This is a genomic window from Marinomonas algae (assembly GCF_047525555.1).
Lineage (GTDB): Bacteria > Pseudomonadota > Gammaproteobacteria > Pseudomonadales > Marinomonadaceae > Marinomonas.
Genome location: NZ_JBLIXK010000012.1, coordinates 46,059 through 60,751 on the forward strand (window position 1 = coordinate 46,059; position 14,693 = coordinate 60,751).

15 protein-coding genes are annotated in these 14,693 nt (G+C 43.2%); 8 read left to right on the forward strand and 7 right to left on the reverse strand.

All coding sequences use genetic code 11. From position 1 onward, the window contains the following. Window positions 1-5: 5 nt before the first annotated feature. The gene (clpA, locus tag ACMUMQ_RS13945) at window positions 6-2,258 is read left to right on the forward strand and encodes an ATP-dependent Clp protease ATP-binding subunit ClpA (protein WP_414682582.1); all 2,253 of its coding nucleotides are present in this window, start codon (window positions 6-8) and stop codon (window positions 2,256-2,258) included. Between the two features lie 145 nt (window positions 2,259-2,403). Here the strand turns inward: clpA and infA are convergent, their stop codons facing one another. Further along, a complete protein-coding gene (gene infA / locus ACMUMQ_RS13950) occupies window positions 2,404-2,622 on the reverse strand; it encodes a translation initiation factor IF-1 (protein ID WP_148831492.1) in 219 nt (72 codons plus the stop codon). Between the two features lie 225 nt (window positions 2,623-2,847). Then, a complete protein-coding gene (gene aat / locus ACMUMQ_RS13955; protein WP_414682583.1) occupies window positions 2,848-3,591 on the reverse strand; it encodes a leucyl/phenylalanyl-tRNA--protein transferase in 744 nt (247 codons plus the stop codon). 530 nt (window positions 3,592-4,121) lie between these two features. On the opposite strand from aat, the gene ACMUMQ_RS13960 reads away from it, so the two are divergent. The 7 genes from ACMUMQ_RS13960 (at window position 4,122) to cobA (ending at window position 12,432) form a co-directional block, all read left to right on the forward strand. Further along, complete coding sequence (locus ACMUMQ_RS13960; protein WP_414682584.1) at window positions 4,122-4,961, forward strand: hypothetical protein; 840 nt, start codon at window positions 4,122-4,124, stop codon at window positions 4,959-4,961. Window positions 4,962-5,112: 151 nt separating this feature from the next. Then, a complete protein-coding gene (locus tag ACMUMQ_RS13965) occupies window positions 5,113-7,845 on the forward strand; it encodes a DNA translocase FtsK (protein WP_414682585.1) in 2,733 nt (910 codons plus the stop codon). A 44-nt stretch (window positions 7,846-7,889) separates the two neighbouring features. Continuing rightward, window positions 7,890-8,519, forward strand: a complete 630-nt coding sequence (gene lolA, locus ACMUMQ_RS13970; RefSeq protein WP_414682586.1) for an outer membrane lipoprotein periplasmic chaperone LolA — start codon at window positions 7,890-7,892, stop codon at window positions 8,517-8,519. Further along, window positions 8,519-9,877 carry a replication-associated recombination protein A gene (locus ACMUMQ_RS13975; protein ID WP_414682587.1) on the forward strand — a complete coding sequence of 453 codons (1,359 nt, stop codon included), beginning with the start codon at window positions 8,519-8,521 and terminating at the stop codon, window positions 9,875-9,877. The genes lolA and ACMUMQ_RS13975 overlap by 1 nt, the downstream gene beginning before the upstream one ends. Further along, entirely contained in the window at window positions 9,874-10,245 is a 372-nt protein-coding gene (crcB, locus tag ACMUMQ_RS13980) for a fluoride efflux transporter CrcB (protein ID WP_414682588.1), read from the forward strand. Before ACMUMQ_RS13975 ends, crcB begins: the two co-directional genes overlap by 4 nt. 64 nt (window positions 10,246-10,309) lie before the next feature. After that, complete coding sequence (gene serS / locus ACMUMQ_RS13985) at window positions 10,310-11,611, forward strand: serine--tRNA ligase (protein ID WP_414682589.1); 1,302 nt, start codon at window positions 10,310-10,312, stop codon at window positions 11,609-11,611. A 77-nt stretch (window positions 11,612-11,688) separates the two neighbouring features. Further along, on the forward strand, window positions 11,689-12,432 hold the full coding sequence (cobA, locus tag ACMUMQ_RS13990) for a uroporphyrinogen-III C-methyltransferase (RefSeq protein ID WP_414682590.1): 744 nt from the start codon (window positions 11,689-11,691) through the stop codon (window positions 12,430-12,432). Between the two features lie 68 nt (window positions 12,433-12,500). On the opposite strand, the gene ACMUMQ_RS13995 is transcribed toward cobA, so the two are convergent. The 5 genes from ACMUMQ_RS13995 to ACMUMQ_RS14015 form a co-directional block, all read right to left on the reverse strand. Beyond that, window positions 12,501-12,821 carry a TusE/DsrC/DsvC family sulfur relay protein gene (locus ACMUMQ_RS13995; RefSeq protein WP_317004781.1) on the reverse strand — a complete coding sequence of 107 codons (321 nt, stop codon included), beginning with the start codon at window positions 12,819-12,821 and terminating at the stop codon, window positions 12,501-12,503. 11 nt (window positions 12,822-12,832) lie between these two features. Further along, window positions 12,833-13,120, reverse strand: a complete 288-nt coding sequence (locus tag ACMUMQ_RS14000) for a DsrH/TusB family sulfur metabolism protein (RefSeq protein ID WP_317004780.1) — start codon at window positions 13,118-13,120, stop codon at window positions 12,833-12,835. 15 nt (window positions 13,121-13,135) lie between these two features. After that, window positions 13,136-13,480, reverse strand: a complete 345-nt coding sequence (locus ACMUMQ_RS14005) for a DsrE family protein (RefSeq protein WP_414682591.1) — start codon at window positions 13,478-13,480, stop codon at window positions 13,136-13,138. Window positions 13,481-13,484: 4 nt separating this feature from the next. Beyond that, on the reverse strand, window positions 13,485-13,877 hold the full coding sequence (tusD, locus tag ACMUMQ_RS14010; RefSeq protein WP_414682592.1) for a sulfurtransferase complex subunit TusD: 393 nt from the start codon (window positions 13,875-13,877) through the stop codon (window positions 13,485-13,487). Between the two features lie 93 nt (window positions 13,878-13,970). Continuing rightward, window positions 13,971-14,627 (reverse strand): Bax inhibitor-1/YccA family protein, encoded by a 657-nt coding sequence (locus ACMUMQ_RS14015; protein WP_414682593.1) that lies wholly within the window; start codon window positions 14,625-14,627, stop codon window positions 13,971-13,973. Window positions 14,628-14,693: the final 66 nt, after the last annotated feature.

The following is a 14,693-nucleotide window of genomic DNA, read 5'->3' on the forward strand; positions in this document are numbered from 1 at the left end:
TAGCAATGTTAGATAAAGAACTAGAGCAAACCCTAAACACAGCTTTTAAAGCGGCGCGTGACAAGCGCCATGAATTCATGACGGTAGAGCATTTATTATTAGCTCTGATCAATAACGACGCTGCCTCAAGCGTCCTGAAAGCATGCGGTGTCAGCTTAGATGTTCTAAGCAAAGAGTTGGAGGAATTTGTAAACAGTACAACACCTTTAATTCCTGAAGACGACGAAGAACGTGAAGTGCAGCCAACGCTTGGTTTTCAACGTGTTTTACAGCGTGCTGTTTTTCATGTGCAGTCGTCTGGTAAACGAGAAGTGACGGGCGCCAATGTGCTGGTGGCGATTTTTAGTGAGCAGGAAAGTCAAACGGTTTACTTGCTAAAACGTCATGGCGTGGCACGTATCGATGTAGTGAATTACGTTGCTCACGGCATTTCTAAAACAGGCGATGCTTCCCAAGAAGCGGAGCAAGATGAAGACGCAGAAGATACAAACACAGCGCCTTTGCAGAAGTTTGCAACTAACCTTAATGAAGAGGCGAAAGCTGGAAAAATCGACAAATTGATTGGTCGTGAATACGAAGTAGAACGAGTAATACAAACACTTTCTCGTCGTCGTAAGAACAACCCGTTGTTGGTGGGTGAATCTGGCGTAGGTAAAACTGCCATCGCTGAAGGTTTGGCTAAGCGCATCGTTGATGGGCAAGTGCCGAATGTGATCGCCGATGGCGTGGTTTACTCCTTGGATCTTGGTGCTTTATTGGCCGGTACAAAGTATCGTGGTGACTTTGAAAAACGCCTGAAACAGTTATTGGGTGAATTGAAAAAAATGCCCAATGCCATTTTGTTTATTGATGAAATTCATACCATTATTGGTGCTGGCGCGGCATCCGGTGGCGTAATGGATGCTTCTAACTTATTGAAGCCAGTCTTGAGCTCCGGCGGCTTGCGCTGCATTGGCTCGACGACTTTCCAAGAGTTTCGAGGTGTATTTGAAAAAGATCACGCCTTGGCTCGTCGCTTCCAGAAAATTGATGTGAATGAGCCAAGTGTTGATGATACTTATCATATTCTAAAAGGCATCATTGGCGCGTTTGAAGAGCACCATCAAATCAAATACGAAGAGCCGGCTTTGCTAGCGGCAGCAGAGCTTGCTCAGCGTTACGTGACAGACCGTCATATGCCAGACAAAGCAATTGATGTGGTTGATGAGGCAGGTGCTTATCAGCGCCTACAGCCAGAGGAAACGCGTAAGTCTGTGATTACGGTTCAAGAGATTGAAGATATCGTTTCTAAGATCGCCAGAGTGCCAGTTCGAGCGGTTAACTCAGATGATAAAAAAGTGCTTTCTAATCTAGAGCGTAACCTGAAAATGGTGGTGTTTGGTCAAGACAATGCCATTGACTCCTTGTCGTCGGCGATCAAATTGTCTCGTGCAGGTTTAAAAGCAGAGCAAAAGCCAATTGGCTCTTTCTTGATGGCAGGCCCAACAGGGGTTGGTAAAACAGAAGTGACCAAGCAGCTTGCTAAGCAATTAGGCTTGGAATTGATTCGCTTCGACATGTCTGAATACATGGAGCGCCATGCGGTCTCCCGCTTGATTGGTGCGCCACCAGGTTATGTTGGCTTTGATCAAGGTGGCTTGCTAACTGAAGCTGTGACTAAGAATCCTCACAGTGTGGTTCTGCTGGATGAGATTGAGAAAGCTCACCCAGAGGTTTTCAATTTATTACTGCAGGTTATGGATCACGGTACCTTGACGGATAACAATGGTCGCAAGGCGGATTTCCGTAATGTGATCTTGGTTATGACGTCCAACGCCGGTGCAGAGGAGTTAGCGCGTCGCTCGATTGGTTTCTCTAATCAGGATAATTCAACTGATGGTATGGAGGTGATTAATCGTACCTTTACACCAGAGTTTAGAAACCGCCTGGATGCTGTGATTCAATTCCAACAACTTGATGAACGTATTATCTTCAGTGTGGTGGATAAGTTCTTGGTTGAGTTGCAGGTTCAGTTAGACCCTAAAGGCGTTATGCTGGAAGTATCTGACACCGCAAGGGGTTGGTTGGCTAATAAGGGTTATGATCGTCAGATGGGCGCTCGTCCAATGGCTCGGGTGATTCAAGAGCATTTGAAGAAACCATTGGCAGATCAAATTTTATTCGGCGATTTACATGATGGCGGTCACGTCAAAGTGTCGCTGGATGAGAAAAGTGATGAGCTTAAATTTGATGTGATCAAAGAAGCTGTTGTTCATTGAGCCTCTCAAGACCTCCCCCTTGATAAGGGGGAGGACTTGAAAATTGAGAGCATAAAAAAAACCGGACAATTCAGTAAGATGAAATGTCCGGTTTTTTTATATTTCTAATTTAGATGTTTGCTGCTGGTTTGGCGCAATGACTAAATTAACGAGCTCGGTAAACGATACGGCCTTTTGTAAGGTCGTAAGGTGTTAACTCAACTTTTACTTTATCGCCAGTCAAAATACGGATGTAGTTTTTACGCATTTTTCCAGAGATATGAGCAATTACAACGTGTCCGTTTTCTAGTTCGACACGGAACATGGTGTTAGGCAACGTATCAATGATAGTGCCTTCCATTTCTAAGCCTTCTTCTTTTGCCACAATATGTGTCCTATGGTGTTAACTTGTATATTTAGTAGACGCCGACCATGGATTACTCGAAGGTCTACAGGAAAAGAAATTCATGTTTTCCTTTTCCAATTGAGCGCTAAATTTACTAATCATAAAGTCTAATTTAGCGACGTCTGAATTTTGATCGAGCATATTTTGCCTAAAAAAGCATCGTAAGGCAAACTTAGTTGTTGGGTTTTCTTGTCTCTTTTCGGGCTAAATCGCCCATTTTTCTGTTTTTTGGCCAAGCTTTATAAGCTCTGAATTGGTATGAGTGTTTGAAATAAGTTGCTGCAAAATGGTGACAAAATTCTCTCTTGGCATTAATTCGGCGCCCAGCGAGAGCAAATGTTCGGATTCAACTTGGCAATCTATTAATTCAATGCCAGATTTTTGAGCTAGCTCACAGAAGGTTTTTAAAGCAATTTTTGATGCATTTGGTGCAAGTGAGAACATGGATTCACCAAAAAACATTCTTCCCATTGCGACACCGTAAAAGCCGCCCACTAATATATCGTCCTGCCATATTTCAATAGAATGCGCATAACCAAGGCGGTGAAGCTCAGAATAAGCGGTTTTTATGTCTTCTGATATCCAAGTTCCTTCCTTATCTGCCCGTAATGAAGAGCAGTGTCCAATCACGGTTTCAAACGCTTTATTAACAGAAAATTGCCAGTTGCCTTTCCTAATTGCCTTTTTTAAGGATTTCGAAAAATGGAATTGTTTAGGGGGAAGTACACACCTTTGCTCAGGGTGCCACCACAAAATAGGATCTGGGTCGCTGAACCAAGGAAAAAAGCCTTTACTGTAAAGGTGTATTAAGCGAGTTGGCGATAAATCACCACCTATAGCGGATAACCCCTCTGGATCTTGTAATGCCTTATGTGGGAGTGGTGTGTCATAAGGTGATTCAGTCAGCAAGATTAGCTCTGGTTCATTGTCTTCTGAAGGTACTTGCATTGAAATGGGGCCTTAAAGCTAGTCTAGATTCAATAACGTGTTTTTTAGGTGAAATAAAATTGTGGGGAAATTATACAAAAAAACTAAAGATATTGTTTTATATCCCGATACATCAATTAAGCAAGAAAAAGTATTGAGCTTGCAATGAATTGACACATTGTCTGGATGAATTCTTGTGATTGTGTAGGAATAAATCAAGTGAATGACGCTTTTTTGCTTTTATTGAGTGTTTTTCGATCAAAAGAGAGCGCAAAATGAAAAAAAAAAGAAAAAAAGCGCAAGGAACGCTTGACCAGTACCTTGAAACTTGGTTTTAATCGATGCAGTCCTAAACTGTAATGTAAAGCAACTCTAGGGTTGTTTTGTTAGGAACTACAGAATAGCTAGCTTTTTTTGACTTTTGTCACAAAAGTGAAACTGATTGGTTTTAAGATGCATGAGTCGTTGATTTAACAGCGTTTCTTGTATCGTTAGAAACTTATCAAATCGGTCTACAAGACCACATAATATAATATAAAGGGGAATCTTGAATGAAAGCGATTAAACTTGCTTCTATCTTCGCGGTATCTGCTGTTGCAGCTGCTGTTTCTACAACTACTATGGCTGCTGAACCTGTATTCTCTGGTTCTGCTGGTTTGAACTACTACTCTTACGAATCAGGTAGTGATGAAGTCGGTTCTGAAGGCGAAGTAAACATCATTGGTGATACTGGTCTTGTTTATTTTGACTTAGATATGGAATCTGGTCCAGATGGTTTTGATCTGGATGAGATTTATGTAACTCAAGGCGCAGTTCAGTTTGGTGACTTCGATGGTTCTTTGATCGATGCAGCCGCTTTTAGTGCTGGTGTTTGGGAAGATAACGACGACGCTAAATACCCAACAGACAACGACCTTGCTATTCGTTACTCTGTAAGCGATGAATTGACAGTTGCTGTTGAAGCGGTTGAAGGTAGTGATGAAGGTTCTTTGGCTTTCTCTTACTTGACTAATGCTGGTGGCGTTGACCTTGGCGTTTCTGGTGCTTTCCATGATGGTGACAACGTTGCTGTAACTCTAGGTGTTAGCGCTCCTGTTGGTCCAGCTACTGTATCTGGTTTTGTTATCACAGGTTCTGCAGCAGAAGCTGACGTGATGAACTACGGTGTAGGTTTAGACCTTCCTGTTACTGATGCTGTATCTTTCGCGGCTCAGTACTACACTTTAACTGGTGAATCTGAAGTAGATACTGATTACGAAGATGCAGGTGTATTTGAAGTTGCTGCGTACTATACTGCTGGTGACATTACTTACTTCGCATCTATGGTAACCTTCGAAGATGATGCAGCTGAAGCTGATTACACTGTAATTGGTGCAAGTGCTTCTTTCTAAGACCTTTCTATTATTAGAAACGTTTACTTAGTGTAAAAGCGAAAGCCAGCCCTTTGGGTTGGCTTTTTTTATGGTAAGCTTGACGAAATTGTCACTCTGTTTTTTTAGAGTATGTATTTGTTTTGGTTAGCATAAAATAGGAAGGCGTGTTTTGTCAGAAAAAGCGAGTGAGTCTACACACTCACCAATATGGAATATGTTTGCTAAACAAGCGGCGTTTATTGCAGCGCTCTTGTGTTTATTTTTTTTCGGGTTGGCAACTTACACCTATAACCCAAACGATGCTGGCTGGTTTTATTCTGGTAACGGCCAAGTAATCCAAAACTCCATGGGGCCAATTGGCGCAACGATTGCCGATTTAATGTCTGGCTTTTTTGGATCTTTATTTTACTCTTTACCGCCTTTATTTTTTTGGGTCGCTATTATTTTATGGCGCAATCCTCATTCCCTTCTCCCCATTAATAATGCCTTGCTCTGTACATTAGGTAGTATTTTATATTTATCCTTTGGCTCTGTACTGTGCTTTTTGCACACAGTCGGTGATTCGACTCTACAGTATGGTGCGGGTGGTGTTTTAGGCTTAGGTTTAGGTAAATTATTATATGGCTTTATTGGCTATGATGGTGCAACGCTGGTTAGCTTAGCTTTAGTGATTTTGGCGTTTACCTTATTGTCTCAGCTGCATTGGCTGAGTTTAATGGATCGTTTAGGGGAAACTCTTTTTAGGTTTGGATTGTTTCTTCGTGATAAGCATCAGAATCGCCAAGAAGTGAAAGCCAGTAAGAAGTCTGATTCTAGTGATATATCTTTGGATTCCGATGAAGTAGAAGAGCCGGCTATTCTGCGAAAAAGACGAAAAGAAAAAACGATCAATAATGAACAAGTCAGTGAAGATATTTTGCTGGACACGTCCACAGAGCAAGAGTTGCCTGAGTCGTTAACGACTGAACAAGAAGAAACTAAAGCATCTAAATTTCGTCTCTCTTCTTTGTTTTCAAAAGCTAAGTCTTCAAAACCGAAAAATGAAACGACAGATGAAAGCTCAGCTGTTCATGAAGAGCCAGACTTTGATGGTTTAGACAGCTTGTCGTTTGACGAGCCGGATATCAACTTTGGCGACACTCTGTATATTGAAGAGTCATGGTCTGATTCTAATGCTGGCTCTTCAGACGCAACGCCAGATACGACATCAGATGCAATAAAGCCAAAAGCGACAGAGTCGAAATCAGCGACTATTACAAAAGAGCAAGCGGATGCGGCTTTGTTCGGTGAAGAGGCTGAACCTGTGCCTTCGACTCCTGCAGCGCATAAACCGGCTTTCCGCACTTTGTCTGAAGCTAAACAGTTAGATTCACTTGGCGGGCCTTCTTCCAACGATGTTGAGAGTAAATCAGATCAAAAAGCCTATTCGTTACCAAGCCGGGAAGTATTAACTAAGCCGAAACCGAAACAGGGTGGCTACACTGAAGATGAGTTGTTGGCCTTGTCTGAACTTCTTGAACAACGCCTGCAAGACTTCGGCGTCAAGGCAGAAGTGGTAGAGGTGAACCCAGGCCCAGTCATTACACGCTTTGAGATACAGCCAGCGCCAGGCGTTAAAGTGTCTCGTATTACCAATTTGGCGAAAGACCTTGCGCGTTCTTTAAGTGTCATGAGTGTTCGTGTTGTTGAGGTCATCGCTGGAAAATCCACCATCGGTATAGAAATTCCAAACCAAGTTCGCGACACAGTGTACTTTTCTGAAGTCATTAACTGCGACGGATATGATCATTCATCTTCATCGTTAACTTTGTCTTTAGGACATGATATTTCTGGTGAGCCAGTTGTTGTCGACTTAGCGAAAATGCCTCATGTCTTGGTTGCAGGCACAACAGGTTCTGGTAAGTCGGTTGGTGTGAATGCCATGATTCTCAGTATGTTGCTGAAATCGACACCAGACGAAGTGCGTATGATCATGGTTGACCCTAAGATGCTTGAGCTTTCTATTTATGAAGGTATTCCACATCTGTTGACGCCAGTTATTACTGATATGAAGGATGCGGCGAATGGGTTACGTTGGTCAGTAGACGAAATGGAACGACGCTATAAGCTCATGTCGAAATTAGGTGTGCGTAATATCGCGGGCTACAACAAAAAAGTGCGTGATGCCATTGAAGCGGGTAAGCCAATTGAAGACCCTTTATGGCAGCCTGAAATGGCGATGTTCTCTGAAGACGGTGTGGCGCGTACCGTGCCGCATTTAGAACCTCTTCCTTACATTGTGATTGTCGTCGACGAGTTCGCAGACATGATGATGATAGTCGGCAAAAAAGTGGAAGAGCTGATTGCACGTATTGCCCAAAAAGCCCGTGCCGCTGGTATTCATTTGATCTTGGCGACACAGCGACCTTCTGTGGACGTTATTACTGGCTTGATTAAAGCCAATATTCCGACGCGTATGGCGTTTCAGGTGTCATCAAAAATCGACTCTCGTACCATCTTGGATCAAGGTGGCGCCGATCAACTCTTGGGAATGGGTGATATGTTATACCTTCCAGCGGGTCTGCCAACGCCGATTCGTGTCCATGGTGCTTTTGTTTCTGATGAAGAAGTGCATGCGGTTGTGGAAGAGTGGAAACAAAGAGGTGAGCCAGAGTACATTGAAGACGTTGTGGTGAACCCAGAAGACTTAATGTCTGGTGGTGACAGTGAAGACAAGGATGCACTTTATGACGAAGCCGTGAAAATTGTCATTGAAACACGTAAAGCTTCTATTTCCTCTATTCAACGCCGTCTTAAGATAGGGTACAACAGAGCGGCTAATTTGGTGGAAGCAATGGAAGCTGCCGGCTTAGTTGGGCCAATGGGCACCAACGGTCAGCGAGACATTTTGATTCCAGAATAATTATTTTATCTTCCTGTTTTACTGGAAGTGTTTGGAGAAGCAGTTTGATTAATAAATTAGTTGCTGTATGTGTATTTAGCATTTTTTTGGGCTTTCAGGCGGTTGCAGTGCAAGCCGAAGACAGTGTTGAAAGTAGAATCGAGCATTTGCTAGAAGGAAATCGTGACATTGAAGGGCAATTTCGTCAGGTAACGTACGATGAAAAAGGTCACGAGCTTCAGGTGAGTAAAGGCGTTTTCTTGTTAGCTAAGCCAAATCAATTTGTTTGGGACAGCATTTCACCTTTTGCACAGCGAATTGTATCGGATGGTACAAGCATTACCGTTTGGGATGTGGATTTGGAGCAGGCGACCATTAAGCCTCTTGCTAGCTCTATTGGTAACTCTCCCGCTGCCTTGCTTGGCCAGCCAGCTGCAGAGGTTTTACCTAACTACAGTGTGACGACAATGGGGCCTGAAAAATTTCGTTTAGAGCCTAAGAAAGAGCAGGATTTATTCCAAACTCTTACTTTATCTTTTAGAAATGAAGTGATTACCTCCATGAGTATCGTGGATGCGCTTGGGCAAACTACTGTGATGGAGTTCCAAAACGTCGAGCAGCATGAAGGCGTCGCGAAAGAAAACTTCGTGTTAGATCTTCCAGATCATGTGGATGTGATTGTAGAAGGTCAGTAATGAAAGATCTTTTCTCGGATATACCAACAGGTGCTTATCAGCCTTTAGCGGCAAGAATGCGGCCTTCTAGTCTAGATGACTATATTGGGCAGTCGCACCTAGTTGGCCCGGGAAAGCCATTACGACGGATGGTTGAGACAGGTAATTGCCATTCTTTTATTCTTTGGGGGCCACCGGGCGTAGGTAAAACAACTTTTGCTCAGTTGTTGTCTCATGCGCTGGATGCGCAATTTATCGAAATCTCAGCCGTCATGTCTGGTGTGAAAGAAATTCGCGCCGCTGTGGATCAGGCGAAACAATTACGCATGGTGAAAGGTACGCAAACGGTGTTGTTCGTTGATGAGGTTCATCGATTTAATAAATCTCAACAAGATGCATTTTTACCTTTTATTGAAGATGGCACCTTCTTGTTTATTGGTGCCACGACTGAAAATCCTGCCTTTGAATTGAATTCCGCTTTGCTGTCGAGAGCCCGTGTTTACCGATTAAAATCGCCTACAGTCGAAGAGGTTAAATCTGTTCTGGTGAGAGCTTTGCAAAGTCACGAGAAAGGCATGGCTGAGTATGGTTTTCACGTTTCGGACTATTTCCTCTCTGTATTGGCGCAGGCAGCCGATGGCGACATTCGTCGCGGCTTGAACTTTTTAGAAATATTGTCTGACTTGGTTGAACCTGGAACAGAAGTGACGCAAGAGCAACTTGAAGATGTTCTTGGTGGCAGTGTCCGTCGTTTTGACCGAAAAGGGGATGTTTTTTACGACCAAATTTCAGCCTTTCATAAATCGGTGCGAGGTTCGTCTCCAGATGGTGCTTTATATTGGATGGCACGAATGCTAGATGGTGGTTGCGACCCTTTGTATATCGCGCGACGTCTGTTGGCGATTGCTTCTGAAGATATTGGCAATGCAGACCCAAGAGCCTTGCAAGTCGGTTTAAACGCTTGGGATGTTTTTGAGCGTGTTGGCCCAGGTGAAGGCAATCGTGCGATTGCTCAAGCGGCTGTTTATATGGCTTGTGCACCCAAAAGTAATGCGGTTTATAAGGCGTTTAATCAGGCCATGTCCGATGTTGCTGCGCAACCAAGCTATGAAGTGCCTGTGCATTTACGGAATGCTCCGACGTCTTTAGCCAAAAGTATGGGGCACGGTGATGAATACCGTTATGCTCATAACGAGGAATACGCTTACGCCGCTGGCGAAAATTATATGCCAGAAGAATTAGCCGAAATGCGTTATTATCAACCGACAGATCGTGGTTTAGAGAAAAAAATCGCGGATAAGTTGGATTGGCTATCGAAGCTTGATGAAGAAAGCGCTCTACAGCGCTACCGTGGGAATGTAAGAGAGCAAGATTTATGATGTATCTTATGATTGCAATAGGTGGTGCTTTTGGAGCCTTAAGCCGATATGGCGTGACAAGGTGGATTAATAGCTATTGGCAGCATCACTTTCCATTCGCAACCCTGTTCATTAATGTGTTGGGTTGTGTGTTAATGGGCGTTGCATTTGTAGTGGTAAGTGAGAGGATGCCGTCACTTGAGCCTTATCGTCCTTTGGTCATGGTGGGCTTTTTAGGTGCATTTACCACTTTTTCTACCTTTTCTTTGGAAATTGTCTCGCTTATTAACATGCAGGCTTGGCTAAGTGCCATAAGCTATTTATTATTGAGCTGCATTTTGGGTGTTGTTGGCCTCGCGATTGGTATGGCGGCGGCTCGATTTTTCTAACCCCATTCATGATCAGTATTGATCACATTTTTTATTACATTGTTTAAAGGATATTGTTGCAGAGATGTTAGACATTAAAGCATTGCGCGCTGACCCAGAAGCCATTGCGGCTCAACTTAAAAAGAAAGGCTATGAGTTGGATGTGGCGACTTTTTCTTCCTTGGAAGAGCGTCGTAAGGCCATTCAAGTAGAAACAGAACATCTGCAACAAACCCGTAATTCGGTATCCAAAGAAATTGGTCAAGCCATGAAGTCTGGTGATAAAGACAAAGCGGCTGAATTGAAAGAACAAACTGCGACATTAGGCGATGACCTAAATGCCGCTAAAGACCAATTAAACGATGTGCAGTTGGCAATGGAAACCTTGTTAGAAGGTATTCCGAACTTACCTCATGAATCTGTGCCAGAGGGCAAAACAGAAGACGACAATGTTGAAATCCGTCGTTGGGGCGAACCTAAAGCATTTGATTTTGAGCCAAAAGATCATGTGGATCTTGGTGAAGCTTTGGATATGTTGGACTTTGAAGCGGCGGTAAAAGTAACGGGGTCACGCTTTGCTGTGATGCGTTCTGATCTTGCTCGCCTTCATCGTGCTTTGACTCAGTTTATGATCAACACGCATGCTGATGAACATGGCTATTCTGAGGTTTATGTACCTTATTTGGTGAACTCTCACTCTCTTAAAGGAACGGGGCAGTTGCCGAAATTCGAAGCGGATCTTTTCAAAGTGCCTGTCGATAAAGAAAGTGGCAACAATGATTTGTATTTGATTCCGACTGCAGAAGTGCCTGTTACCAATTTGGTGCGTGACGAAATCCTAAATGATGCAGACTTACATAAAAAGTTTGTGGCTCATACGCCATGTTTCCGTAGTGAAGCGGGCAGTTATGGTCGTGATACTCGCGGTATGATTCGCCAACACCAGTTTGAGAAAGTGGAGTTGGTGCATGTTTGTCGTCCAGATCGCTCTGAAGAAGTGCTTGAAGAGCTTGTTGGGCATGCTGAAGCTATCCTGCAAAGATTAGAGCTTCCTTATCGTACGGTGATTCTATGTGGCGGTGACTTAGGTTTCTCTGCTCATAAAACCTATGACATTGAAGTGTGGTTGCCAGGCCAAGGAAAATATCGTGAGATCTCTTCTTGTTCTAATATGTGGGACTTCCAAGCTCGTCGTATGCAAGCTCGTTGGAGAAACCCAGAAACAGGTAAGCCTGAATTGGCACACACCTTGAATGGATCTGGTTTAGCCGTTGGGCGTACTTTGGTTGCTGTGTTGGAAAACTATCAAAACGAAGACGGTAGTGTTCGTGTTCCCGGCGCTCTAGTACCTTATATGGGTGGTAAAACCTTATTGAAAAAAGCGTAAGTCACGCTTTCGAATAAAAAAGCCTCCTACAGAGGCTTTTTTATTCTCTATAGACAGTAGTGGGCAGTAAAAAAATTATGACGGGCAAGGTCTATTTGATTGGTGCGGGTCCTGGTGATCCAGAGTTGTTAACGTTAAAAGCACATCGCTTATTAAAAGCAGCGGATGTGGTTCTATATGATCGTTTGGTTGGTAAAGAAATTATTGAGCTGATTCCTGAAACTGCTGAGAAAATGTATGTTGGCAAGGAAAAATCACTTCATAGCTTACCTCAGGAAGACATAAATACCCTTCTAACGAAGAAAGCGAAAGAAGGTAATATGGTGGTTCGTCTGAAAGGCGGTGATCCATTTATTTTCGGTCGTGGTGGAGAAGAACTAGAAGAACTTATTCAAGAAGCAGTACCTTTTGAGGTTGTGCCAGGAGTTACCGCTGCAGCAGGTTGTGCGGCTTATGCAGGCATTCCTTTGACCCATCGAGACTATGCTCAGTCGGTTCGTTTTCTAACAGGTCATTTAAAAGACGGCACAACAGATTTGCCTTGGGAAGAGTTGATTCATCCGGCGCAAACCTTAGTGATTTATATGGGGTTGACGGCCCTAAAAGACATTAGTGCGTCTTTGATTAAATTTGGTATGAAGCCTTCGATGCCAGTAGCGGTTGTTGAAAAAGGCACGACTAAAGAACAACGGGTTTTTACTTCAACCATTGATCAAGTTTATGATGTTGCGACGAAAAATGAAGCCAAATCACCTGCTTTGCTGATTATTGGCGAAGTGGTGGCTTTGCAAGAAAAACTGGAATGGTACGGAAAGTACTAGATCACTTTAGACTTTTAGAGCATTCATAAAAACGGAGCTTATTGATGTTGTCAGTAAGCTCCGTTTTTTTATAAGCAGTTAGCAGGCTTTGGTAAACCGGCAATTTTTGCGGCTAATTTGGGTGGGCTGCCTGGAAACAGAGTCATTAAATAAATGCTTTTGCCTTTTTCTGCTCCGAGCTTTTTGGTCACGGCTTTTACCAGTGGGCGCATGGCGGGAGACACTTCAAAGTCTTGATAGAAATCCCTTAGTAAATAAATGATTTCCCAATGGGCTTCTGTTAATTCTAACTCAAGTTCTTGCGCCAAATGATTCGCCAGTTCTGGCGTCCAGTCTTCTAGGTTGAGTAAATAACCTTCTTCGTCTAAAGGCGGTGTGTTTGTTTCCATTGTGATTGCCATTACCAAGTTATGTTTGATGTTGCAGAGAATGTCAGGTCGATCCATTCTTCGTCAGATAGTGCTTTGCCTATTTTGGGAGATAAACCATAGGCTGTTGCATCGCTTTGTAAATAGAACACCTCAACTTGCTTTGCTTGGGACAGCTGCTGTAATGCTTCTAACGTTTGAGTTGTCCGTAAGATACCTTCTTCAATCAAGAGAACTTGGTCGCCTTCCTTGAGGCTGTTTTGCCAAGTCATTTCCAGATCTGCTGAATAGGATAATTGGTTTATCTGATGAAGCTGCATAATGAAAACCGAAAGTTAAAATCGAAAGACTTGTTGATAGTTTGAAAACAATGAATGCCAATCCTGACTTTCAAGGGCTTGAATGCCTTGCCAAATATCTGAACCAGCTATTTGATCGCTCTTTTCTACGAAAATATTTTCAATGTCGTAAAATTCCAGACCTTCTAGTAGTTTATGAAGGTTCTTGCCCTGTTCTGCACTAGGGTTTTGGTTCGTTGCCAGAATGGCTAAGGCGCCGCCAGAGATGCAAAGATCGACAGGTTGTTCGAACGTTGCTAATACGAGAGCCAGATCTAGCCCTTCTTTACAGGAAAGGTTGGAATATGGACTGCTGTTTAGGTGAATTAAAGTGTGTTTCATATGGCTACCTAAACTGAATGATTTTGTCTGTGGTGTTCATGAGATCAACTAAGGTTCCCAATCCTTCTAATTGGAAATGTTCCGCCAAAGAGTGTTGTGTTAACTCATAGCGCTGACTTTCACTCTCATTAATAATTCCACGTCTTACCGCTGCGGCAATGCATAAATACAAAGGGACATCATGTTGTGTCGCTATGTCTTGCCAAGCTTTTAGAAGGCTTATTTCATCTCTTGGTGGCTGGCTAAGTTGATTGCCAAGCAAGACGGCATCCTCATAAAAAAACACACCTTTAATGCAATTAGGGTATTTGGCCAAAGCGGCTTTTATAAAGCGCAGTGCGGTATGGCATGCTTTGGTTTGATAAGGAGAACCTGTGATAAGCAGGGCGTATTGCATTAGAAAAACCTGACTAAGAATAGAGAAACGATTCGCTAAAGTTTACACATAAAAAAGGCCGCGGTCAGCGGCCTTTCACGATGGCTGGGAAACTTAATCGTCGTTTGCCATACCAAGTAGAGACAATATGCTTAGGAACATGTTGTAAATAGATACATACAAGGTCACAGCCGCTACGATGTAGTTTGTTTCACCGCCACGAACGATTTGGCTTGTTTGAAGCAAGATAACAGCACCAGAGAACAAGGCAAAACCCGCAGAGATGAAGATTTGCAAGGCTGGCATTTGTACGAAGAATCCTGCAATAACCGCAAACAATAAGACAAAGAAACCTACTGTAAGGAAGCCGTTAAGGAAACTGAAATCTTTCTTAGAGACCAAGGCGTAAGCCGAAAGGCCTAGGAAAGATAGTCCAGTCATACCCAATGCGCTCATGATCATGCTCGCACCATTGGCCATATTTAAGTAGGTGCTCAATATAGGACCTAGTGTTAAGCCCATAAAACCAGTCAAAGCAAAAACACATAAAATGCCTGCTGAGCTGTTTTTAAATTTGTGAGTTAGAAACAACAAACCGTAAAATCCCACTAGGGTGATGATCAGCCCTGGATGAGGTAGGTTCATAGTCATGCTCAAGCCTGCAGTGAAGGCGCTGAACAATAGGGTTAGCGACAACAGTCCGTAGGTATTACGAAGCGTTTTGTTTGCCGCTTGTGACGTATGTGTCGAAAGGGCTTCTGTGTAACGCATGAGTATTACTCCTTTAGGTTTATAACAATATCTATGACGTAATATGAGGCTGAAAGTTCCAAAGTT

Bases quoted from the DNA above. Each gene is read 5' to 3' on its own strand.
- ACMUMQ_RS13975 (WP_414682587.1), top strand. From the start codon at position 8,519: ATGAAAGATCTTTTCTCGGATATACCAACAGGTGCTTATCAGCCTTTA.
- ACMUMQ_RS13995 (WP_317004781.1), bottom strand. From the start codon at position 12,821: ATGGAAACAAACACACCGCCTTTAGACGAAGAAGGTTATTTACTCAAC.
- ACMUMQ_RS13960 (WP_414682584.1), top strand. From the start codon at position 4,122: ATGAAAGCGATTAAACTTGCTTCTATCTTCGCGGTATCTGCTGTTGCA.
- cobA (WP_414682590.1), top strand. From the start codon at position 11,689: ATGACGGGCAAGGTCTATTTGATTGGTGCGGGTCCTGGTGATCCAGAG.
- ACMUMQ_RS14015 (WP_414682593.1), bottom strand. From the start codon at position 14,627: ATGCGTTACACAGAAGCCCTTTCGACACATACGTCACAAGCGGCAAAC.
- ACMUMQ_RS14005 (WP_414682591.1), bottom strand. From the start codon at position 13,480: ATGAAACACACTTTAATTCACCTAAACAGCAGTCCATATTCCAACCTT.
- aat (WP_414682583.1), bottom strand. From the start codon at position 3,591: ATGCAAGTACCTTCAGAAGACAATGAACCAGAGCTAATCTTGCTGACT.
- clpA (WP_414682582.1), top strand. From the start codon at position 6: ATGTTAGATAAAGAACTAGAGCAAACCCTAAACACAGCTTTTAAAGCG.
- serS (WP_414682589.1), top strand. From the start codon at position 10,310: ATGTTAGACATTAAAGCATTGCGCGCTGACCCAGAAGCCATTGCGGCT.
- crcB (WP_414682588.1), top strand. From the start codon at position 9,874: ATGATGTATCTTATGATTGCAATAGGTGGTGCTTTTGGAGCCTTAAGC.
- ACMUMQ_RS14000 (WP_317004780.1), bottom strand. From the start codon at position 13,120: ATGCAGCTTCATCAGATAAACCAATTATCCTATTCAGCAGATCTGGAA.
- tusD (WP_414682592.1), bottom strand. From the start codon at position 13,877: ATGCAATACGCCCTGCTTATCACAGGTTCTCCTTATCAAACCAAAGCA.